This is a genomic window from uncultured Streptococcus sp., assembly GCF_963518475.1.
Taxonomy (GTDB): Bacteria; Bacillota; Bacilli; order Lactobacillales; family Streptococcaceae; genus Streptococcus.
The window spans coordinates 1-20,737 of record NZ_CAUQJA010000013.1 but is presented as its reverse complement, the minus strand read 5'-3'; the positions used below and the strand labels follow the sequence as shown (position 1 = coordinate 20,737).

General features: G+C 40.9%; 21 protein-coding genes and 1 riboswitch. Of the genes, 20 read left to right on the top strand and 1 reads right to left on the bottom strand.

The genetic code is table 11. From position 1 onward, the window contains the following. Positions 1–30: 30 nt before the first annotated feature. Positions 31–181: riboswitch (M-box (ykoK) riboswitch) on the top strand. A gap of 194 nt (positions 182–375) precedes the next feature. Together mgtA and spx are read left to right on the top strand one after the other, a co-directional pair. Next, the gene (mgtA, locus tag RYK12_RS06520) at positions 376–3,036 is read left to right on the top strand and encodes a magnesium-translocating P-type ATPase (RefSeq protein ID WP_314847902.1); all 2,661 of its coding nucleotides are present in this window, start codon (positions 376–378) and stop codon (positions 3,034–3,036) included. A 135-nt stretch (positions 3,037–3,171) separates the two neighbouring features. Continuing rightward, positions 3,172–3,570 (top strand): transcriptional regulator Spx, encoded by a 399-nt coding sequence (gene spx, locus RYK12_RS06515; protein ID WP_000591165.1) that lies wholly within the window; start codon positions 3,172–3,174, stop codon positions 3,568–3,570. A gap of 28 nt (positions 3,571–3,598) precedes the next feature. Here spx and RYK12_RS06510 read toward each other — a convergent pair whose 3' ends face one another. Further along, positions 3,599–3,799, bottom strand: a complete 201-nt coding sequence (locus tag RYK12_RS06510; RefSeq protein ID WP_314847892.1) for a hypothetical protein — start codon at positions 3,797–3,799, stop codon at positions 3,599–3,601. 39 nt (positions 3,800–3,838) lie between these two features. Between RYK12_RS06510 and RYK12_RS06505 the strand changes: the two genes are divergently transcribed. From RYK12_RS06505 to rpsJ, 18 genes are all read left to right on the top strand, one after another. Continuing rightward, the gene (locus tag RYK12_RS06505) at positions 3,839–4,408 is read left to right on the top strand and encodes an SP0191 family lipoprotein (protein WP_000725139.1); all 570 of its coding nucleotides are present in this window, start codon (positions 3,839–3,841) and stop codon (positions 4,406–4,408) included. An 86-nt stretch (positions 4,409–4,494) separates the two neighbouring features. Beyond that, complete coding sequence (locus tag RYK12_RS06500; RefSeq protein ID WP_000507059.1) at positions 4,495–4,761, top strand: IreB family regulatory phosphoprotein; 267 nt, start codon at positions 4,495–4,497, stop codon at positions 4,759–4,761. Between the two features lie 3 nt (positions 4,762–4,764). Beyond that, positions 4,765–5,184 (top strand): Holliday junction resolvase RuvX, encoded by a 420-nt coding sequence (ruvX, locus tag RYK12_RS06495; RefSeq protein WP_033628869.1) that lies wholly within the window; start codon positions 4,765–4,767, stop codon positions 5,182–5,184. Between the two features lie 15 nt (positions 5,185–5,199). Continuing rightward, positions 5,200–5,505, top strand: coding sequence for a DUF1292 domain-containing protein (locus RYK12_RS06490; RefSeq protein ID WP_000017620.1), 306 nt, complete (start codon positions 5,200–5,202; stop codon positions 5,503–5,505). Positions 5,506–5,761: 256 nt separating this feature from the next. Continuing rightward, the gene (locus RYK12_RS06485; RefSeq protein WP_314847877.1) at positions 5,762–7,012 is read left to right on the top strand and encodes a folylpolyglutamate synthase/dihydrofolate synthase family protein; all 1,251 of its coding nucleotides are present in this window, start codon (positions 5,762–5,764) and stop codon (positions 7,010–7,012) included. A gap of 86 nt (positions 7,013–7,098) precedes the next feature. After that, complete coding sequence (locus RYK12_RS06480) at positions 7,099–7,515, top strand: SP_0198 family lipoprotein (protein ID WP_314847875.1); 417 nt, start codon at positions 7,099–7,101, stop codon at positions 7,513–7,515. A gap of 192 nt (positions 7,516–7,707) precedes the next feature. After that, complete coding sequence (locus RYK12_RS06475; protein ID WP_084888285.1) at positions 7,708–8,976, top strand: glycosyltransferase; 1,269 nt, start codon at positions 7,708–7,710, stop codon at positions 8,974–8,976. Between the two features lie 3 nt (positions 8,977–8,979). Continuing rightward, entirely contained in the window at positions 8,980–9,960 is a 981-nt protein-coding gene (locus tag RYK12_RS06470) for an NAD(P)-dependent oxidoreductase (RefSeq protein WP_314847872.1), read from the top strand. Continuing rightward, positions 9,935–10,750 (top strand): MBL fold metallo-hydrolase, encoded by an 816-nt coding sequence (locus RYK12_RS06465; RefSeq protein WP_125392867.1) that lies wholly within the window; start codon positions 9,935–9,937, stop codon positions 10,748–10,750. Before RYK12_RS06470 ends, RYK12_RS06465 begins: the two co-directional genes overlap by 26 nt. Continuing rightward, complete coding sequence (locus tag RYK12_RS06460) at positions 10,728–11,990, top strand: F390 synthetase-related protein (RefSeq protein ID WP_314847869.1); 1,263 nt, start codon at positions 10,728–10,730, stop codon at positions 11,988–11,990. Before RYK12_RS06465 ends, RYK12_RS06460 begins: the two co-directional genes overlap by 23 nt. A 14-nt stretch (positions 11,991–12,004) precedes the next feature. Further along, complete coding sequence (locus RYK12_RS06455) at positions 12,005–12,949, top strand: 3-oxoacyl-[acyl-carrier-protein] synthase III C-terminal domain-containing protein (RefSeq protein ID WP_150922725.1); 945 nt, start codon at positions 12,005–12,007, stop codon at positions 12,947–12,949. A gap of 145 nt (positions 12,950–13,094) precedes the next feature. Then, positions 13,095–14,627, top strand: a complete 1,533-nt coding sequence (gene cls, locus RYK12_RS06450) for a cardiolipin synthase (protein WP_314847867.1) — start codon at positions 13,095–13,097, stop codon at positions 14,625–14,627. A gap of 254 nt (positions 14,628–14,881) precedes the next feature. Then, on the top strand, positions 14,882–16,435 hold the full coding sequence (locus RYK12_RS06445) for a damage-inducible protein CinA (RefSeq protein WP_314847865.1): 1,554 nt from the start codon (positions 14,882–14,884) through the stop codon (positions 16,433–16,435). Between the two features lie 119 nt (positions 16,436–16,554). Beyond that, complete coding sequence (gene nrdD, locus RYK12_RS06440; RefSeq protein ID WP_314847863.1) at positions 16,555–18,762, top strand: anaerobic ribonucleoside-triphosphate reductase; 2,208 nt, start codon at positions 16,555–16,557, stop codon at positions 18,760–18,762. Positions 18,763–18,773: 11 nt separating this feature from the next. Further along, a complete protein-coding gene (locus RYK12_RS06435) occupies positions 18,774–18,914 on the top strand; it encodes a hypothetical protein (RefSeq protein ID WP_314847860.1) in 141 nt (46 codons plus the stop codon). Positions 18,915–18,957: 43 nt separating this feature from the next. Continuing rightward, positions 18,958–19,464, top strand: coding sequence for a GNAT family N-acetyltransferase (locus RYK12_RS06430; RefSeq protein ID WP_261058649.1), 507 nt, complete (start codon positions 18,958–18,960; stop codon positions 19,462–19,464). Continuing rightward, complete coding sequence (gene nrdG, locus RYK12_RS06425; RefSeq protein ID WP_261058648.1) at positions 19,457–20,047, top strand: anaerobic ribonucleoside-triphosphate reductase activating protein; 591 nt, start codon at positions 19,457–19,459, stop codon at positions 20,045–20,047. The genes RYK12_RS06430 and nrdG overlap by 8 nt, the downstream gene beginning before the upstream one ends. Before the next feature lie 253 nt (positions 20,048–20,300). Then, a complete protein-coding gene (rpsJ, locus tag RYK12_RS06420; protein ID WP_003009585.1) occupies positions 20,301–20,609 on the top strand; it encodes a 30S ribosomal protein S10 in 309 nt (102 codons plus the stop codon). Positions 20,610–20,737 lie beyond the last annotated feature (128 nt).

The window sequence follows — 20,737 nt, the reverse complement described above, 5'->3', positions numbered from 1 at the left end:
TTAAATTTTAAAGGTTTATACTGAAAGACGAAAACGGTAGGTGAGGCTACCATAGGGATACGGATGACTACCGCAAAGCAGTGGAGACACTACTCGTTGGTCAACAGTCCTGGTCGCGAAGGCCAAGACTAAGCTCATTACATTGCCCTATGGAGTTAAAGCTTGAACGAAAAACAGATAATTAGTTTTTTAATCCTGCCATTTTATGGTGGGATTTTCTACTGTTTAAATCAAAGAAAGGAGATAAACGATGCAAATTGACGATCATCCGGAACCGCACATACACAGCCAATCGCTGATTTGTGTCGTTCTGCCCTTATAAAGTGATTGGTCTCTGTGTATGAAACACATCATTCATACAGATAGGAGAAACAAATGAAAACTACAAAAGAAAGATTAGCAACAGCTATTCATACATCTTTAAACGAAACTCTATCTTTTTATAAGACAAGCCTAACAGGCTTGACTGAGGAGCAGGTGGAGAAAAATCGTGACCTATATGGCGAAAATACCATCACAAAGGGTCAAGAAGACAGTATCCTCAAAAAGATTTACGAATCGATTATCAATCCTTTTACGATCATCTTACTGGTCATCGCCGTGATTTCCTTGGTGACCAATGTCTGGTTGGCAAAACCAGGTCAAGAGGATCCGACGACTTCTATTATCATCGTTGTCCTAGTCCTCATTTCTGGTGGCATACGCTTTGTTCAAGAACTCCGTAGTGATAAGGCTGCGACCAATCTATCAAAAATGATTGTCAACACAGCGACTGTCATTCGTCAAGGAGAAATCCAAGAAGTACCTATCGATGATTTGGTAGTGGGTGACGTGGTTAAATTAAGCGCTGGAGACATGATTCCAGCAGATCTTCTTTTATTTGAGTCGCGCGATTTCTTTGTACAACAGTCGGGTTTGACAGGTGAAAGTGAATCGGTTGAAAAATTGGCCTTGACCAAGGCAACAGTTCAACAATTTGATAGTCTGCTAGAAGCAGAAGCGCTCGCCTTTATGGGAACCAATGTCTTGTCTGGTAGTGCCAAGGCCGTGGTTTTAGCAGTTGGTGATGATACCATGATGGGGGCCATTGAGCAGACTTTGAACACCTATGACGAGCCTACTTCGTTTGAGCGGGAGATGAATAGTATTTCGTGGCTCTTGATTCGTTTGATGCTGGTCATGGTGCCCATCGTTTTCTTGTCCAATGGTTTAACAGATGGCGACTGGTTGGAAGCTGGCGTATTTGCTTTGAGTGTTGGTGTTGGATTGACACCTGAGATGCTTCCTATGATTATCACGGCCAGTCTAGCAAAGGGCTCCATCATTATGGCCAAGGAAAAAGTGGTTATCAAGAAACTCAATGCCATACAGGACTTAGGGGCGATTGATATTTTGTGTACAGATAAGACAGGAACTCTAACCCAAGACGAAATTGTCCTTGAATATCCCTTGGACATCCACGGACGCTTGGATTTGACCGTCTTGAGACGAGCTTATCTCAATTCTTATTTTCAAACGGGCTTGAAAAATTTGATGGACAGAGCCATCATCAAACGGACTGAAAAGGAAGCCAAAGAACACACCCTCTTACAAAATCTGGCTCAAACTTTTCAAAAAATAGATGAGCTTCCCTTTGATTTTGAACGCAGACGGATGAGTGTCATCGTCAAGGATGAGAACGAAGTGGTTAGTTTGGTAACCAAGGGTGCCCTAGAGGAAATGTTGACGATTTCCAGTCATGCGGAATACCATGGAGTGATTACTCCCTTGACAGATGTTATTAGAGAAGAAATTTTAGCAGAAGTCAGACAACTAAATCAACAAGGTTTGCGTGTCTTGGGAGTGGCCTATAAGTCAGGTTTGAGGGAAGGTCATGCCTATACAGTTGATGATGAAGGGGATATGATTCTAACTGGTTATTTAGCCTTCCTAGATCCTCCTAAACCATCTGCTGCACCAGCAATTAAGGCTTTGTTAGAACATGGGGTTCAAACAAAGATTTTGACGGGAGACAACGAAAAAGTTACCCAAGCAGTCTGTGAAAAGGTTGGTTTGGATATTAATCAGATGCTGTTGGGGTCTGAAATTGATCAGATGAGTGATCAAGAATTGTCTCAAGCCGTAGAGGAGGTAACAGTTTTTGCCAAACTTTCTCCTGACCAAAAAGCAAGGATTATTTTACAATTTAAGGCTAATGGTCATGCGGTCGGCTATATGGGAGATGGAATCAATGATGCCCCTTCTATGAAAGTAGCAGATGTGGGAATTTCTGTTGATACAGCAGTAGATATTGCCAAAGAAACAGCTGATGTTATCTTACTTGATAAGGATCTCATGGTGCTTGAAAAAGGACTTGTTGAAGGTCGTAAGGTCTATGCCAATATGACCAAATATATCAAGATGACAGTGAGTTCTAATTTTGGAAATATCTTATCCCTATTGGTCTCTGGAATCTTTTTACCATTTTTACCAATGGCACCAGTCCATTTGATTATCCTAAATCTAGTCTATGATTTGTCTTGTATTGCCTTGCCTTTTGACAAGGTGGATAAAGATTTTTTGAGAAATCCACATACCTGGGAAGCCAAGTCCATCACACGTTTCATGGTTTGGATGGGGCCTATTTCTTCTGCCTTTGATATTTTGACCTTCATTTTACTTTATTTTATCATTGTACCCATGACGACAGGTCATGCCTATGTTCATGGAGCAGATTCGGCCGTAGGCTTTATTGTCTTGTTTCAGACAGGTTGGTTTATCGAGTCTATGTGGTCACAAACTATGGTTATCCATATGTTGCGTTCAGCCAAAATTCCCTTTTTACAAAGTCGTCCAGCTTGGCTAGTCCTTGTGACAACTTTATTGGCTGCAGCCTTTGTGACCTTCCTTCCCTACAGTCCTCTCGCAAGCCTTCTTCATCTAACTCCTTTAAAATCGATTTATTTCATCTTTTTACTTTTCATCATTATTTTGTATATGATTAGCGTGACAATTGTGAAAAAAATCTATATCAAGAAATATAAAGAATGGCTGTAAATTTCATTTTGTCAAGAAAAAAGTACGAAAATGACGAAAAAAGTCAAAAAAATTTAAAAATAGGTCGCAAGTCGGATGTTTTTTATGGTATAATAGACTAAACTGATAGTAACATGTAGCGAAAGGGGTAGGTACATGATTAAAATTTATACAGTCTCAAGTTGTACTAGCTGTAAAAAAGCAAAAACCTGGCTCAATGCCCACCAGTTAAGTTATAAAGAACAAAACCTTGGTAAAGAAGGAATTACGAGAGAAGAATTACTGGATATTCTGACAAAAACAGATAACGGAATAGCCAGCATCGTTTCGTCTAAAAATCGCTATGCCAAAGCCCTTGGAGTGGATATCGAAGATTTGAGTGTCAATGAAGTCCTCAATCTGATTATGGAAACACCGAGAATTTTAAAGAGCCCAATCCTTGTGGATGAAAAACGCCTGCAAGTTGGCTACAAGGAAGACGATATTCGTGCCTTCCTACCACGCTCTGTCCGTAATGTAGAAAATGCAGAAGCACGTTTGCGTGCAGCTCTATAAACATCAAGGCTGGGAGCAATTCCCAGTCTTATTCTATTTTATACTCTTCAAAAATCTCTTCAAACCGCGTCAACGTCGCCTTGCCGTATGTATGGTTACTGACTTCGTCAGTTCTATCCACAACCTCAAAACAGTGTTTTGAGCTGACTTCGTCAGTTTTATCCACAACCTCAAAGCTGTGCTTTGAGCAACCTGCGGCTAGTTTCCTAGTTTGCTCCTTGATTTTCATTGAGTATTAATCTTAAAAAGAAAAAGAAAGAAGAAAGAAATGAAAAAAATTGTTCTTGTTAGTCTAGCTTTCCTTTTTGTTCTAGTTGGTTGTGGACAGAAAAAAGAAACTGGACCAGCTACAAAAACAGAAAAGGATACGCTTCAGTCGGCATTGCCAGTTATTGAAAATGCTGAGAAGAATACAGTTGTCACTAAGACTTTGGTCTTGCCCAAGTCAGATGATGGCAGCCAGCAAACCCAAACCATTACATACAAGGACAAGACTTTTTTGAGCTTAACGATTCAACAAAAACGTCCAGTTTCTGATGAGTTGAAGACTTATATCGACCAACATGGAGTGGAAGAAACTCAAAAAGCTCTTCTGGAGGCAGAGGAGAAGGATGAGGCTATCATAGAAGCTCGTAAATTAGCAGGATTTAAGCTTGAAACTAAACTATTGAGTGCAACCGAACTTCAAACAACGACTAGTTTTGATTTTCAAGTTTTGGATGTCAAGAAGGCTTCTCAGTTAGAATATTTGAAGAACATTGGTTTAGAAAATCTCTTGAAGAATGAACCAAGCAAATATATTTCAGACAGATTGGCAAATGGCGCGACAGAACAATAGAAAATCCAAATAAATAGACTGCCTGAATTGTAGAACGTAAGGAATTATGCTATAATGGTACTATTCTAAGGAAAGAGGGTGTTAGAATGGGATTTACTGAAGAAACAGTACGTTTTAAATTGGACGATTCCAATAAAAAAGAAATTAGCGAAACTCTGACTGATGTTTATGCTTCGTTGAACGATAAGGGCTACAACCCAATCAACCAAATCGTAGGTTACGTATTGAGTGGAGACCCTGCCTACGTTCCTCGTTATAATAATGCACGAAATCAAATCCGTAAGTATGAGCGTGATGAAATCGTTGAGGAATTGGTCCGCTACTACCTTAAAGGACAAGGAGTCGATCTATAACCTATGAGAATTATGGGATTGGACGTCGGTTCAAAAACGGTAGGGGTGGCTATTAGCGATCCGCTTGGTTTTACAGCTCAAGGACTTGAAATCATCCAAATCAATGAGGAGCAAGGTCAATTTGGTTTTGACCGCGTTAAAGAGTTGGTTGATACTTACAAGGTGGAACGATTTGTAGTGGGCTTGCCTAAAAACATGAACAATACAAGTGGACCGCGTGTGGAAGCTAGTCAAGCCTACGGAGCAAAGTTAGAAGAGCTTTTTGATTTACCAGTAGACTATCAAGATGAACGCTTGACAACAGTCGCCGCAGAGCGCATGTTGATTGAGCAAGCAGATATTAGCCGTAACAAGCGCAAGAAAGTCATTGATAAGTTAGCAGCTCAGCTGATTTTACAAAATTATTTAGATAGAAAATTTTAATACAAAGGAGAGGCTATGTCACACGATCATAACCACGACCACGAAGAACGTGAATTAATTACACTAGTAGATGAGCAAGGAAATGAAACTTTGTTTGAAATCCTTTTGACCATTGACGGAAAAGAAGAATTTGGTAAAAACTATGTTCTTCTAGTACCAGTTAACGCAGAAGAAGACGAAGACGGACAAGTTGAAATCCAAGCTTACTCATTCATCGAAAACGAAGATGGAACAGAAGGCGAATTGCAACCAATCCCAGAAGACTCAGAAGACGAATGGAACATGATTGAAGAAGTCTTCAATAGTTTTATGGAGGAGTAAAAACGTCCGGGGGACGTTTTTAGCCTGACGCTAAAAATAAAAACCGTCAGTAAGTCTGGGAGACTGTATCAGCCCAACTCCCAGAAATTGGAAGAGTTGGAACATCCAGTGGATGTTTTTAGCTCAAGTTAATATTCATAGTTGCTAGTGATTAGCTAACCAGGTAAGAGGTCGGGACGAAAATCCTGACCTCGTTTTTGTTAGTTATGAGACTTTATTGAGGTAGTTGATTGAACCTGTAATTAAGGAGATGTATATGTTTGAAGTAGAAGAATGGCTCCATAGTCGGATTGGTTTGAATTTTCGATCAGGTTTGAGCCGAATGCAACAAGCGGTGGATTTGTTGGGGAATCCCGAGAAGTCTTATCCTATTATCCACGTAACAGGAACTAATGGAAAAGGTTCTACCATTGCTTTTATGAAGGAGTTATTTATGGAGCATGGTAAAAAAGTTGCGACTTTCACCTCCCCCCATATCGTCTCTATCAATGATCGAATTTGCATTAACGGGCAACCAATAGCTGATGCAGACTTTATTCGTTTAGCTGAGCAGGTAAAGGAGATGGAAAAAACGCTTCTGCAAACCCATGATCAGTTGTCCTTTTTTGAATTGCTGACCTTGATTGCTTTTCTTTATTTTAGAGAGCAAGAGGTGGATTTGGTTCTACTAGAAGTGGGAATTGGTGGCTTACTTGACACAACCAATGTGGTAACTGGAGAGATTGCTGTCATCACCTCCATCGGACTTGACCATCAGGAGACTCTGGGTGACAGTATAGCAGCAATCGCAGAGCAGAAAGCTGGTATTTTTAAGGCTGGTAAAAAGGCAGTGATTGCTAAGTTGCCTTCAGAAACTAGGCTTGTTTGTCAGAAAAAAGCAGACTCTTTAGCTGTTGACCTTTATCAGGCAGGTCAGGATTTTTCAATGCTGAATGGTGATTTTTCAAGTTCTTTACTAAATATTTCACAGCTGAAAATAGGCTTGGAAGGAGCCTATCAGCAGGATAATGCGGCTTTGGCGTTGCAAACTTTTCTTCTCTTTATGAGGGAAGGAAAGGAAGCTGTTGATGAACAAGTTGTAAGACAGGCTTTGGAGAAGACCCATTGGGCTGGGCGTTTGGAGCGTATTCGTCTTCAGATTTATTTGGACGGTGCTCATAACCTCCCTGCCTTGACTCGCTTGGTTGAATTTATTAAAGAAAAAGAGCAGGAAGGATATCGTCCTCAAATCCTATTTGGAGCCTTGAAACGGAAGGATTATCAAGGGATGTTGGCTTATCTGACTGAAAAATTGCCTCAGGTGGAACTCAAGGTGACCGGCTTTGACTATCAAGGTTCTTTGGATGAAACAGATGTAACAGGTTACGATATAGTTCCTTCTTACCGAGAATTTCTTAGCGATTTTGAAGAAAGAGCAGATGCCCAGGATTTGTTGTTCGTTACAGGGTCTCTCTATTTTATCTCAGAAGTACGGGGCTATCTACTGGGGCATGAGCAGATAAATTGACCTCCTTTTTTGAACTTGTTATACTAGGGAAACTACTATTTAGAAGGAAAAACTTCTGTAAATTGGTAGCAGAAAGGAAATTCATCATGAAATTAAAAAGATTCACACTTTCTCTTGCTTCTCTAGCAAGTCTTAGTCTCTTAGTAGCTTGTTCACAAAGAGCTCAACAAGTTCAACAACCAGTAGCTCAATCGCAAACTCAACAAACTCAGCAATCACAACCTGCTGCTTCATCTTCGGCAGAAAATTCAAACCAGGCAGCAACAAGTTCTTCACAAAATACAGTTACAGCCCAACCAACCAATATTGATGGAACTTATACCGGTCAGGACGAAGGAGACCGTATCACTTTAGTGGTAACTGGAACAACTGGTACATGGACACAGGTAGAAACTGACGGAGATCAAGAAATCAAGCAGGTTAGCTTCGATGCTGCTAATCAACGTATGATTATTGACGATATGGATAGAGAAGCGTCTGATCGCATTGTTTTATCTAAGTAAAGCTTATTTATCAAAATTTCGATAAGATGAAAGATATTTGATGTATTACTCGATAAAAGTTAGATAAATCATACACATAAAGGAATGGGTCATATACGAGATCCATTCCTTTTCTTTAAATATAAGTTCCACTTTTAGGAGTGGTACACTTTTTGAGTAGTTCTTTTTTTAAAAATTTGTTATGCTAGATTTATGAAGAGAATCAAAATCGACGTGGTAGTACTCCCTTTAAGTGGACATCTCTTCCCAACCCTGAATTTACTCGCACCTTTGTTGAAGGATCCTTTGTATGATATTCGATTATTCACAGGACCGCAACGAAAAGCTGTCGCAGAGGAGATGGGATACCAGGTGTTTCCCATTTTAGAAAATTCTGTAGATGAGTTTGAGCGTGTAGCTAACAATGAAGGGCAGCTAAATCTTATTTCTGCTTATCGGCAGTTGTCAGCTAGTCTTGATTTGATCGATGTGGTGTCTTACCAACTAGTGCAAGAGTGGCAGAAAAATCGACCAGATATTGTTATTGCGGATTTTATAACCCTCTCTGGAGGACTTGTAGCGGAACAGTTGGGAATTCCTTGGATAACAACCATGGCGACACAGTTTGCTATTGAAACGACAGATGGACCGCCTTGTTTCTTTGGAGGAATGGGCAGTCCAAAGAATCCTTTCCAATCTACTCAGCAATGGTTAGGAAGAAAAGTGACTCGTTTAGGGAAACGAATCGTAACCTTTTTATTGAGAGAACGCTTGAAGCGTTATGATTTTAAACTCTACAATCAAAAAAATCAAGAAACTATTTATTCGCCCTATTCCATCTTGGGAATTGGAATGAAAGAGTTGGAGCTGAAAAGTGGTTTTCCAGAGCACTACCTTTGGGTGGGGCCTTTTGGGTCTTCGATTGAGAGGGCAGAGAATTATCCCCTCGATTTGTCTCCCTATGCAGGTTATAAAAAAGTCCTCGTATCCTGTGGGACTCAGCTAACATGGGCCAAAGACAACCTCCTCTACCAGACACAACAATTAGCCAAAGCCCATCCGGACTGTCACTTCTTTGTAACTCTGGGGTTCGGTGGACAAGGCTTCCAATGTGAGGAGCTCATGGACAATGTTTCTGTGGTATCCTATCTTCCCTATAAGGAATATATCCCTCAGATGGACTATGTGATTCATCATGGTGGTGCGGGTATTTTTTACCAATGTATTATCTATGGCAAGCCTGCCTTAATTCTCCCTCATGACTATGATCAGTATGACTATGCGGTTCGTGGATTAGAGGCAGGGATTGCCTTGACTGCTAAACGAGAGGATACGGAAGTGATTGGACGCGCTTTTGATGAACTATTGGCTAGAGATGACTGGTCAGACTTGAACAAACTCAGTCGTGTAGCTCAAGACTATCAGCCAACAGAAATCCTCAAGAATGAAATATATCGACTCTTGGGGGACAAGGAGAAATAAAACATGAAGAAAGTATTGGTAACAGGTGCTACGGGCTTTTTAGGTAAGTATGTTGTTGAAGAGCTCAGTCAGCATGGCTATCAGGTACGAGCTTTTGGACGTAATCGCAAGGTTGGTCAGTCTTTAGAGAACTCCTCTGTGGCATTTATCCAGGGAGATTTGACCAAGCAAGAAGACCTGACTCAGGCTTGTCAGAGTATGGACATGGTTGTGCATGCTGGAGCTCTTTCTACCGTCTGGGGACCTTGGGAAGATTTCTACCAGACAAATGTCTTAGGGACCAAGTATGTTTTGGATGCTTGTCGAGAGGCTGGTATTCAGCGTTTGGTTTATGTGTCCTCGCCTAGCATCTATGCTGCTCCTAGAGATCAGATAGCTATCAAAGAAAGCGATGCGCCTCAGGAAAATAATCTGAACAACTACATTCGTAGTAAGCTGGCTTCGGAGAAGCTGTTTAAGGATTATCCTGATGTTCCGAGTATTATCTTACGACCTCGTGGGCTTTTTGGGATTGGGGATACCAGTATTTTACCTCGGGTTCTTAAACTCAGTCAGAAGATTGGTATTCCCTTGATAGGGGATGGCCGTCAGCTGATGGACATGACCTGTGTGGAAAATGTCGCTCTGGCCATTCGCTTGGCTCTAGAGGCTCCTCAAGCTAGTGGCGAAGTCTATAATATTACCAACGGGGAACCAAGAGCCTTTAAGGAGCTGATAGAAGAAACCTTGAGAGGTCTTGGCTATCCGATAACATACAGAAAAGTGCCGGCTCCTCTTCTTTCAGTTATTGCAAGTAGTTTAGAGTTTCTGTATAAGATTTTGAAACTCAAAGGTGAGCCGGCTCTGACACGTTATACTTATTATTTGCTGAGGTATAGCCAGACGCTGGACATCAGCAAGGCGGAGCGAGACTTGGGCTATCGCCCTCAAATCAGTATTTCGGAAGGTATTGAACAGTATGTCAAAGATTATAGAAAGCATTGATTATTTCCCAGCAGGATATTGCACGAGTTATACAGGTTTGCTATTTAAGGGAATCAAGAATAAAAAGATGACCTTTCCAGCCGGGGTTTTTCTTATCAAACATAGGGAGAAGGGATACCTCCTCTATGATACGGGCTACCATTACGATATTAGGACTCAGATTCGTTATGGTTTCTATCGTTTGGGAACACCTGTTCAAATGACGGAGAAGGACCAGATTTCATATTTGCTGAAAGCTAAGGGAATTAAACCGGAAGAAATTAATTATATCATCCTATCCCACCTGCATCCAGATCATTTGGGAGGAGCTAGTTTCTTCCCTCATGCAACTTTTATCTTGACTCAGGAAGTGTATGATGTTTACAAGAAACCGACACTGAAAGACTTGATTTTCAAGGAGTTTTTGCCAGCTTCTTTTGAAAAAAATCTAATCATTATCAGAGCTGACCAGCAAGATTCAACCTTTCCCTATCGTCCGACTAGTGACCTTTTTGGAGATGGAAGTATCCTAGTAGCTTCTGTTGATGGGCATGCAAGGGGGCAAGCTTGTCTGTACCTTCCAGACTTTAATCTCCTTATCGCAGCAGACCTCTGTTGGGGAATTGACCTTTTGCCTTACACCAAGCAGATGCTCCTGATTCCTTCCTTGGTTCAGGACAATAAGGCAGACTATATCAAGGGGACAGAGTTTTTGGATGAAGTCTTGAGAGATGGTATTGAAGTAGTTGTTAGCCATGATCCTGTAGAAAGGATAGAACGTATCATATATGAAAAAAGGAACCTTTCTTAAAACCTTTATCCAAACTCGCTGGCTTCATAACTTCAAATCTCGAGAAGCTGTAGAGAACTATCAGAAAAAGCAATTAGCTAACTATATGGACTTTTTAAAGCGAGAGTCGCCCTACTTTAAAAATGGGGTTCCTAGTGACTTTGACCATATGGACAAGGCTTTTATGATGGAGCGTTTCAACGAGCTTAACACCCAAGGGGTAGATCGGGATGAAGCCTTGGCCTTGGCTATTGAAAGTGAAAAGACTCGTGATTTCACTGAACTAAAAGGCGATGTGGCAGTCGGACTGTCTTCAGGGACATCTGGACATCGGGGGCTTTTTATCACAACGGAGAAAGAGCGAAGTATGTGGGCAGCAGCTATCTTAGCTAAGATGTTACCCAAGGGCCAGCTGTTTGGACACCGAATCGCCTTTTTCCTGAGAGCTGATAATGAACTCTATCAGACCATCAATACGGCACTTATTCGTTTGGAATATTTTGATATTTTTAAACATACAGATGACCATATCGAGCGACTGAATACCTACCAGCCGACGATTGTTGTGGCACCAGCCTCTATGTTGATTGAATTGAGTAAGCGTCTCAAGGCTGGGGAGTTAGCTATTCATCCACAAAAAATCGTTTCGGTGGCAGAAATCTTGGAAGATAATGATAGGGAACTCATCGCAGAAGCCTTTTCTCTATCCATTATTGACCAAGTTTATCAGGCAACCGAAGGCTTCCTAGCTTGCACTTGCTCAGTTGGCAATCTGCATCTCAACGAAGATATTATCTTTGTGGAAAAGCAGTATCTGGATGAACGCCGTTTTTATCCAGTGATTACGGACTTTAAACGAAGTAGTCAGCCTGTTTATCGCTACCAGCTCAATGATATCTTGGTTGAAAATCCGAAGCCTTGTCCGTGTGGCTCCTGCTATACACGAATTGACAAGGTCGAAGGACGCTCTGACGACATCTTCTATTTCGATGGACTGGATGGGGGACAGGTGACCATCTATCCAGACTTTATCAGACGTTGCATCCTCTTTGTGGAGAATATAGGAGATTACCACGTCAAACAACACTCCGAGAAACTAGTGGAAGTTGGTCTAAGCCGGCGAGATGAGGATGTGGAGACAGCTATTCTACAACAGTTTCAACTCTTGGCTCAGCAAAAGCAGTTTATAGTTCCTGAAATCCAATTTTCAGATTATCACTGGAATACAAGTCGTAAACTCAAACGTATCCAACGTTTATGAAAGGAAAACAGATAATGACAGAAGTAAAAAGACATATAGAAATCGTAGGTTACGGTGTCTGCCTTCCAAAGAATACTGTCCAATTCAAAGATCAAACACGTTACCGTGTAGTAGAAAATGAAGAAACACAACTAGATTTAGCAGAAGTGGCTATTCAGAGTGCACTTGAAAAAGCAAATTTAAAAATCGAGGATATTGATTGTCTGGTTTCGGCTAGTGCTGTTGGAGTCCAGCCTATTCCCTGTACAGCAGCATTGATTCATGAGCGTGTAGCTAAGGGATTTTCAATTCCAGCTATGGATATCAATACAACCTGTACCAGCTTTATTTCTGCTCTATCAACCATGTCCCACTTGATCGAGGCGGGTGAATACAAACGTGTCTTGATTGTATCCAGTGAGGTTGGAAGTTTAGGGCTTAATCCCAAGCAAAAAGAAAGTTTTGAACTCTTTAGTGATGGGGCAGTAGCCTTTATTTTCCAAAAAAGCCATCAGGAAAAAGGGATCATTGCTAGCCTCCAACGTACTTGGTCAGAAGGAGCTCACGATACGGAAATTCGTGGAGGTCTGACCTCTTTTCAACCAAAAGAGTACTCTGAAGCGACTAAGACCAACTATATGTTTGACATGAAGGGTAAGAAAATTCTCCTCTTGTCTGCTCGTAAAATTCCAGTCATGTTTGAAGAGTTTCAAGAAAAAACGCAGCTAGCATTGTCGGATGTGGACTATATCATTCCCCATCAAGCAAGTCGTGCTCTTCCTTTGGTTATGGAAAAACTAGGTGTTACGGAGGAAAAATATCTCAATCTCGTCCCTGACTATGGAAATATGGTGTCAGTCTCTGTACCGTTTGGCTTGGCTTATTCATTAGATAAAGGGCTGGTCAAGGAGGGAGATGTCATCTATCTTATGGGAACTGCAGCCGGTATGACGGTCAATATGTTGGCTCTCAAACTGTAATACGCATGTAATACGCATATGAAAGCATAATGGTTGAAACTTTAGCAAGAGTAAATTGTTGCCATCTAGCTGTGAACTGATGTATACTAGTGGAAGCAACTATTAAGTAGGTGGTTAGGGGGGAAGGTTAACAGAAAGGGGATGTATGAAATATAGAAAATTTCAATTATTGATGTCCAAGTATGGCTTTAGTCTTTCGATTATGCTGCTTGAACTTTCTCTTGTTTTTGGTCTCTTTCTTTACTTAGGGCGGATGGCTCCTATTCTGTGGGTTATTCTCTTAATCTTTATGAGTATGGCGACTATCGTAGCGATTGTCAATCGCTCAATGGCGCCTGATAGTAAAGTGATGTGGTTAGTGGTGACTTTTGTTCCTGTCATTGGTCCCTTGCTCTATCTGATGTTTGGTGAAAGGCGATTGTCCAAAAAAGAAATCAAGCAGTTGGACAAACTTGGTTCTATGCATTTTCGGGAGGATAACAGTAAAGCTCTCCGCCAGAAATTGAAGGAAGATGATAAGGCGGCTTACGGAGTTATCAAATCTTTGCTAAGTATGGATAGCAATGCCGATGTCTATGATCGAACAGATTCACAATTCTTTTCTTCGGGTGAAAGCATGTGGCAGCTTATGTTGGAAGACCTCAAGAAAGCTGAGAAATTTATCTTTCTAGAGTACTATATTGTCGAAGAAGGTCTGATGTGGAATAGCATACTAGATATACTAGAGCAAAAGGCAGCTCAGGGTGTAGAGATCAAGATGCTCTATGATGATATCGGCTGTATGGCGACTTTACCCGGAGACTACACTATTCAGCTTCGTAGTCGAGGAATTGAAGCCCATAAGTTTAACAAGGTGATTCCTCGTTTGACGGTGGCTTACAACAATCGGGACCATCGTAAAATCCTTGTCATAGATGGTCAGGTAGCTTATACAGGAGGCATTAACTTAGCTGATGAGTACATCAATCATGTAGCACGCTTTGGCTACTGGAAGGACAGTGGGATTCGCTTAGATGGTCTTGGTGTCAAGGCTTTAACCCGTCTCTTTTTGATGACTTGGTACATCAATCGTGGGGAAATCAGCGATTTTGATCAGTATCACCTGGAAAACCAGCCTTGTTCTAGCCAAGGACTCTGTATTCCGTACGGTAGTGGACCCAAGCCTATCTTCCGTACCCAGGTAGGGAAAAAGGTTTATCAAAGTTTGATTAATCAGGCTACCGATTCTATTTATATAACGACACCTTACTTGATCATTGACTATGATTTAACAGAGAGTATTAAAAACGCGGCCATGAGGGGTGTTGATGTCCGCATCGTGACTCCTTTCATTCCTGATAAAAAATTAATCCAACTCATCACAAGAGGGGCCTATCCGGATTTGTTGTCAGCAGGAGTGAGGATTTTTGAGTATAGTCCAGGCTTTATCCACAGTAAACAAATCTTAGTGGATAAGGACTTTGCTGCAGTTGGAACCATTAACTTAGATTATAGAAGTTTGCTTCACCACTATGAAAATGCAGTCTTGCTATATAAAACAGAATCAATTGCTGAGATTCAAAAAGATTTTCGGGAGATTTTTTCATCATCGCAAGAAATTTTCCCTCATACGATAAAAAATAGCTGGTATCAAAAATTGATTAAGGAAATTGCCCAGTTATTCGCCCCTATCTTATAAGAAATCTAGGACTTAGGATACAACCCAGTCCTATTTTTCTTGCCTTTTACGAATAAGAAGATATAGGAGGAACAATGCTGACTCAGAAAGAATTGGATTATATCCTGACATTTAAACAGACGCATTTACACCGATTTCGGGAAATTGAAACCTTTGTGAAACTATGCAAAAAATCACACAAACACCCATCACAAGCTGACAATTTTAGGTCTTTTTGATATACTAAGACAGATAAATTGAATAGGAGAAACGACATGGCTGTATATGGCAGAATCGAAGAAGTATCCGAAACGATACAGAGTAATGAAATTGAAAATAGACTGGATAGGAACCTTGAATCTCATGTAGAAAAAGAAGAACAGGTAGCTTTCCCGTTTTTCAGACTCATCATTGGAAGTACGATTGCAACGTTTTTTTCTGTGGTGATACCTTTACTTTTAGATATGGTAAGTCCCTCTCAGGCGCAGGATTTGTATATAGGGTGGGCTTTACATCAGGGAGGACAGCTCTACAGTAGCTATTATGCTAGTCACGGTCTTCTTTATTACTTGCTACTTTATATTACCCAAGGAGGCATTCTTTTTGCCTTGGTAGAATGGCTAGCCCTCTTAGGAGGAGGTTACTTCCTCTTTTCTTCAACTGACTATCTGACGGGACAAAAGGAACAAGCCAAGCAACTCCTAACCATATTTTATATTTTGGTATCTGGTCTCGGTTTTGGAGGAGGATATGCAACGATTTTAGCTTTGCCATTTCTGTTTGCAGGATTTTCGTTCATAGCAGCTTATCTATCAAATCCTAACCATGACAAGGGATTTCTACGTCTGGGGTTCTTTTTGGGTCTATCATTTTTCATAGAGCCTATTACAAGTCTTCTCTTTACTGCAGTAGTAACGATTGGTTTATTTGTCTTTAATGTTGGGCATGGTCGCCTTGCTCATGGAGTTTATCAGTTTTTTGCAGCAGCACTTGGCTTTTCTCTCATCTTTTACCCAGTAGGATACTATGTTCTTGCTTCAGGTGGTTTTGGAGAAGCTATAGGGAGTCTTTTGTATCCGATTGATTCCCTTCAGGTCTTTACCAATCCCCAACTAATGGATAATGTTGTATTCTATGGTTTGTTGACCTTTGGTTTAGGAGCTCTCTTCCTTATTTTTCTAGGATTGTTCCAATCAAAGGCATCAAGATTATATGTTATTTCAGTACCAGCTAGTTTTGCTTTCTTATTTGTATTAGTCTTGTTGCTTTTTTCTCAAGAACCTCTTCACGGTTCTCGTTTGATTCTAATCCTTCCGTCTTTACTCCTTCTTTTGATGACCAGTATTCGTGGGAAACATTCAGCTAGAGGAGCTCGTCGTCGGAGAAGAGAAGATGTTCCTACTTTATGGAAAAAATTCATGAAAGGGAATCTCTACTTACCGATCCTAGTGGTGGTTTATCTGATTGCAATTCCTTTTGTAGCTCGTTTTGTCTTGCATCCAGCTTCTTATAGAGAACAACATCAAGTAGTAGACAGAGTCAAACAAGAGACGAGTGAGGGAGACCAAATTTATATTTGGGATTCACATGTTCAGATGTATAAAGAAAGCCAGCGTTTGGCTGGATCCATGTTCCTATCACCTCTTCTTTACACGAGTACAGAAGAGAATAAAACTAGTTTAATCAATGACTTGAAAGAAAACCAACCTAAGGTGATTGTGGTAAACGACAAGGTGGCAGTCTGGTCTGAAGTAGAAACAATCTTGAAAGAAAATTACCAACAAGTGAAGACTGATTACTCAGAATTTAAAGTCTATAAAATTAAATAACAAAATCAATATCTTGTGTATTTTTAAAAATTTTAGGATTTTTAACACAAGATATTGATTTTTCTTTTTAGAGTGGTATAATACTTTTTAGAAAGAACATTTTAGAAACGAGCATGTATATGATTGCACTAGAAGAAAAAATTACAATTTTGCCAACTCTCTTCGTTGAAAAACGAGATGGGAGACGTGTTGTATTTGATGTGGATAAGATTGACAAGGCTCTCCACAAGGCGGCAGATAAGGTTATGGATGTGACACCCTTAGTCGAAAAACGCCTCAATGCTCTGACTGAGCGAATTGTCACAGAAATTCAAAGTCGCTTTCCGCAGGGAGTTAAGATTTATGAAATCCAAAATATTGTAGAGCATGAACTCCTTGAAGCCAAAGAATATGCGCTAGCTGAGGAGTATATCACTTATCGGACACAGAGGGATTTTGAGCGCTCAAAAGCGACAGATATTAACTTTAGTATCCATAAGCTTCTCAATAAAGATCAGGCAGTTGTCAATGAGAATGCTAATAAAGATAGTGATGTTTTTAATACCCAGCGTGATTTGACGGCGGGGATTGTTGGGAAATCAATCGGACTGCAAATGCTCCCTAAGCACGTAGCCAATGCCCACCAAAAGGGGGATATCCACTATCATGATTTGGATTATAGCCCCTACACCCCTATGACCAACTGCTGTTTGATTGATTTCAAGGGGATGTTGGAAAATGGTTTTAAGATTGGGAATGCAGAAGTAGAGAGTCCCAAGTCTATTCAGACTGCGACAGCTCAGATTTCCCAAATCATTGCTAACGTTGCTTCTAGCCAGTACGGGGGTTGTTCAGCTGACCGTATCGATGAAGTCTTGGCGCCTTACGCAGAGAAGAATTACCAAAAACATCTCAAAGATGCAGAAGAATGGGTTTTGCCTGAAAAACGGGAAGATTACGCTTGGAAGAAAACGCAAAAAGACATCTACGATGCCATGCAATCTCTCGAGTATGAAATCAATACTCTCTTCACTTCAAATGGCCAAACACCCTTTACTTCACTAGGTTTTGGTTTAGGAACTAATCGTTTTGAGCGAGAAATTCAAAAAGCTATCTTGACCATTCGGATCAAGGGGCTTGGTTCAGAACACCGCACAGCCATCTTCCCTAAACTTATCTTTACGCTTAAAAGAGGCCTCAACTTAGAGGAAGGAACTCCCAACTACGACATTAAGCAGTTGGCTCTAGAGTGCGCAACCAAACGGATGTATCCGGATGTCTTGTCCTATGATAAGATTGTCGACTTGACAGGTTCCTTCAAGGTACCTATGGGTTGTCGCTCTTTCCTCCAAGGATGGAAGGATGAGAATGGCATAGAAGTTAATTCAGGTCGGATGAATCTAGGTGTTGTGACGGTCAATCTTCCTCGCATTGCCCTCGAGTCTGAAGGCGATATGAACAAGTTCTGGGAAATCTTCAACGAGCGGATGAATATCGCTGAAGATGCTCTGGTTTACCGTGTCGAACGTACTAAAGAGGCGACGCCAGCAAATGCTCCTATCCTCTATCAGTACGGTGCTTTTGGCCATCGTCTAGGTAAAGAAGAAAGTGTTGACCAGCTCTTTAAGAATCGTCGTGCAACCGTTTCGCTGGGTTACATCGGTTTATACGAAGTGGCAACTGTCTTCTTTGGAAATAGCTGGGAACACAATCCAGACGCCAAGGAATTCACGCTGGATATCATTCGTGATATGAAACGCCGTGTGGAAGAGTGGTCTGACCAATATGGTTACCATTTCTCTATCTACTCAACACCGTCTGAAAGTCTAACAGACCGCTTCTGCCGACTAGATACAGAGAAGTTTGGCTCTATTCCTGATATCACGGATAAGGAATACTACACCAACTCTTTCCACTACGATGTTCGTAAAAATCCAACACCGTTTGAAAAATTAGACTTTGAGAAAGTCTATCCAGAAGCAGGTGCGTCAGGTGGTTTTATCCATTATTGTGAGTATCCAGTCCTTCAGCAAAATCCTAAAGCCTTGGAAGCTGTCTGGGACTATGCCTATGACCGCGTGGGCTATCTAGGAACCAATACTCCGATTGACCGTTGCTACAAGTGTGACTTTGAGGGGGATTTTGAACCAACTGAGAGAGGATTTGCTTGTCCAAACTGTGGCAATAGCGACCCTAAAACGGTGGATGTGGTCAAACGAACTTGTGGCTACCTAGGTAATCCTCAAGCAAGACCTATGGTCAACGGCCGTCACAAGGAAATCGCTGCGCGTGTCAAACACATGAATGGTTCAACGATTAAAATAACTGGCCATCAAGTAACAAATTAGAAAGAAATGAAATGGGAAAATATCAATTAGATGATAAAGGGCGCGCACAAGTGATCCGTTATCACGAGAAACACTCTAAAGGTGGAGCTGGTAAGAAAGAACGCTTGCTCAACCTCAGAGAACAATTTTTAAACAAGAATAAGAAAAAATAAAAGTGAGAGTCAACTCTCGCTTTTCTCTTAGTGGGAGGTAAGGATGGAACTACGCAGACCAAGATTAGCAGATAAGAAGGCTGTTATAGATATGATGGAGGAATTTGAAAAATATCAGTCGCCTCACGACGGTGGTTTCTGGGATACAGAGAATTTTTCCTATGAAGACTGGTTGGAAACAAATATGCAAAAAGAGATGGGAATAAACTTGCCTGAAAATCGTGTTCCTTCTATTCAATTTGTATCATTTGATGATGTAGGTCGTGCTCTAGGATTTTTGAATCTGCGATTGAGACTGAATGAGGGTTTACTGAATTATGCTGGCCACATTGGCTACTCCATCCGACCGTCTGAAAGAGGCAAAGGTTATGCTAAAGAAACTCTCAGTCAGGGTTTGCAAGTTGCTAAGGACAAGAACATCAAGAAAGCTCTTGTGACCTGTAGCGTGAATAATCATGCTAGTAGAGCAGTCATTCTAGCAAATGGAGGTCTCATTGAGGATGTTCGTAATGGAGTCGAGCGTTATTGGATAGAGGTAGCGAATGAATAATCCAAAACCACAAGAATGGAAAAGCGAGGAACTTAGTCAAGGCCGTATCATTGACTACAAGGCCTTTAACTTTGTAGATGGAGAAGGCGTGCGTAACTCTCTCTATGTATCAGGTTGCATGTTTCATTGCGAGGGGTGTTATAATGTTGCGACTTGGTCTTTTAATGCTGGCATTCCATACACTGCAGAGTTAGAAGAACAGATTATGGCAGACCTTGCTCAGCCCTATGTTCAAGGCTTGACTTTGCTAGGAGGAGAGCCTTTTCTCAATACGGGCATTCTCTTGCCTCTCGTTAAACGCATCCGAAAGGAATTGCCAGATAAAGACATCTGGTCCTGGACGGGCTATACATGGGAAGAAATGATGTTGGAAACTCCAGATAAACTGGAACTCTTATCATTGATTGACATTCTTGTCGATGGACGATACGATCGAACTAAGAGAAATCTCATGCTCCAGTTTCGAGGTTCGTCCAATCAACGCATCATCGATGTGCAAAAATCGCTCCAAAGTGGGCAAGTAGTGATTTGGGACAAGCTTAATGACGGGAAAGAAAGCTATGAACAGGTGAAGAGAGACTAACTTTCTTCTATAAAATACTTAAATAAATGACCTGTCAAAAAAGAAAACATTTTCATGTTAAAAATTTTAAAAAACAGCAACAAATCCCTTGCAATCGCAGGGGCTTTGTGTTATTCTATTATGGTGCTGTAAATTACAGCCTTAGCTTTGATGCAAGAGGTTGCGACACGCTCGGTTGCATTGCCACGCAACGCCGCGTCGGTTTTCTTGTGGAGCTAGCCTATTATCTTAAATAGACGAAAAGGAGAAAAAGATGGCAAACAAAAAAATCCGTATCCGTTTGAAAGCTTACGAACACCGTACGCTTGACACAGCGGCTGCAAAAATCGTAGAATCAGCTACTCGTACAGGTGCACAAGTTGCGGGTCCAATCCCACTTCCAACTGAACGTAGCCTCTACACAATCATTCGTGCGACTCACAAATACAAAGATTCTCGCGAACAATTTGAAATGCGTACACACAAACGTTTGATCGACATCATCAACCCAACTCAAAAAACAGTTGATGCTTTGATGAAATTGGATCTTCCAAGTGGTGTAAACGTAGAAATCAAACTTTAATCTAAAGCTTGATACCTTGAGCATAAAAAACGCTCGTTAAAAACTTTTTGAATAAAAAATATAGAAAAGGAACTATTTTCTCATGACAAAAGGAATCTTAGGGAAAAAAGTGGGAATGACTCAAATCT

What these genes read in the sequence shown, in the direction of transcription:
- RYK12_RS06480 (WP_314847875.1), top strand. Translation starts at nt 7,099, where the DNA reads ATGAAATTAAAAAGATTCACACTTTCTCTTGCTTCTCTAGCAAGTCTT.
- nrdD (WP_314847863.1), top strand. Translation starts at nt 16,555, where the DNA reads ATGATTGCACTAGAAGAAAAAATTACAATTTTGCCAACTCTCTTCGTT.
- RYK12_RS06475 (WP_084888285.1), top strand. Translation starts at nt 7,708, where the DNA reads ATGAAGAGAATCAAAATCGACGTGGTAGTACTCCCTTTAAGTGGACAT.
- RYK12_RS06455 (WP_150922725.1), top strand. Translation starts at nt 12,005, where the DNA reads ATGACAGAAGTAAAAAGACATATAGAAATCGTAGGTTACGGTGTCTGC.
- RYK12_RS06505 (WP_000725139.1), top strand. Translation starts at nt 3,839, where the DNA reads ATGAAAAAAATTGTTCTTGTTAGTCTAGCTTTCCTTTTTGTTCTAGTT.
- ruvX (WP_033628869.1), top strand. Translation starts at nt 4,765, where the DNA reads ATGAGAATTATGGGATTGGACGTCGGTTCAAAAACGGTAGGGGTGGCT.
- RYK12_RS06445 (WP_314847865.1), top strand. Translation starts at nt 14,882, where the DNA reads ATGGCTGTATATGGCAGAATCGAAGAAGTATCCGAAACGATACAGAGT.
- RYK12_RS06500 (WP_000507059.1), top strand. Translation starts at nt 4,495, where the DNA reads ATGGGATTTACTGAAGAAACAGTACGTTTTAAATTGGACGATTCCAAT.
- nrdG (WP_261058648.1), top strand. Translation starts at nt 19,457, where the DNA reads ATGAATAATCCAAAACCACAAGAATGGAAAAGCGAGGAACTTAGTCAA.
- mgtA (WP_314847902.1), top strand. Translation starts at nt 376, where the DNA reads ATGAAAACTACAAAAGAAAGATTAGCAACAGCTATTCATACATCTTTA.
- RYK12_RS06430 (WP_261058649.1), top strand. Translation starts at nt 18,958, where the DNA reads ATGGAACTACGCAGACCAAGATTAGCAGATAAGAAGGCTGTTATAGAT.
- RYK12_RS06460 (WP_314847869.1), top strand. Translation starts at nt 10,728, where the DNA reads ATGAAAAAAGGAACCTTTCTTAAAACCTTTATCCAAACTCGCTGGCTT.
- RYK12_RS06490 (WP_000017620.1), top strand. Translation starts at nt 5,200, where the DNA reads ATGTCACACGATCATAACCACGACCACGAAGAACGTGAATTAATTACA.
- spx (WP_000591165.1), top strand. Translation starts at nt 3,172, where the DNA reads ATGATTAAAATTTATACAGTCTCAAGTTGTACTAGCTGTAAAAAAGCA.
- RYK12_RS06465 (WP_125392867.1), top strand. Translation starts at nt 9,935, where the DNA reads ATGTCAAAGATTATAGAAAGCATTGATTATTTCCCAGCAGGATATTGC.
- cls (WP_314847867.1), top strand. Translation starts at nt 13,095, where the DNA reads ATGAAATATAGAAAATTTCAATTATTGATGTCCAAGTATGGCTTTAGT.
- RYK12_RS06470 (WP_314847872.1), top strand. Translation starts at nt 8,980, where the DNA reads ATGAAGAAAGTATTGGTAACAGGTGCTACGGGCTTTTTAGGTAAGTAT.
- RYK12_RS06485 (WP_314847877.1), top strand. Translation starts at nt 5,762, where the DNA reads ATGTTTGAAGTAGAAGAATGGCTCCATAGTCGGATTGGTTTGAATTTT.
- RYK12_RS06510 (WP_314847892.1), bottom strand. Translation starts at nt 3,799, where the DNA reads ATGAAAATCAAGGAGCAAACTAGGAAACTAGCCGCAGGTTGCTCAAAG.
- RYK12_RS06435 (WP_314847860.1), top strand. Translation starts at nt 18,774, where the DNA reads ATGGGAAAATATCAATTAGATGATAAAGGGCGCGCACAAGTGATCCGT.
- rpsJ (WP_003009585.1), top strand. Translation starts at nt 20,301, where the DNA reads ATGGCAAACAAAAAAATCCGTATCCGTTTGAAAGCTTACGAACACCGT.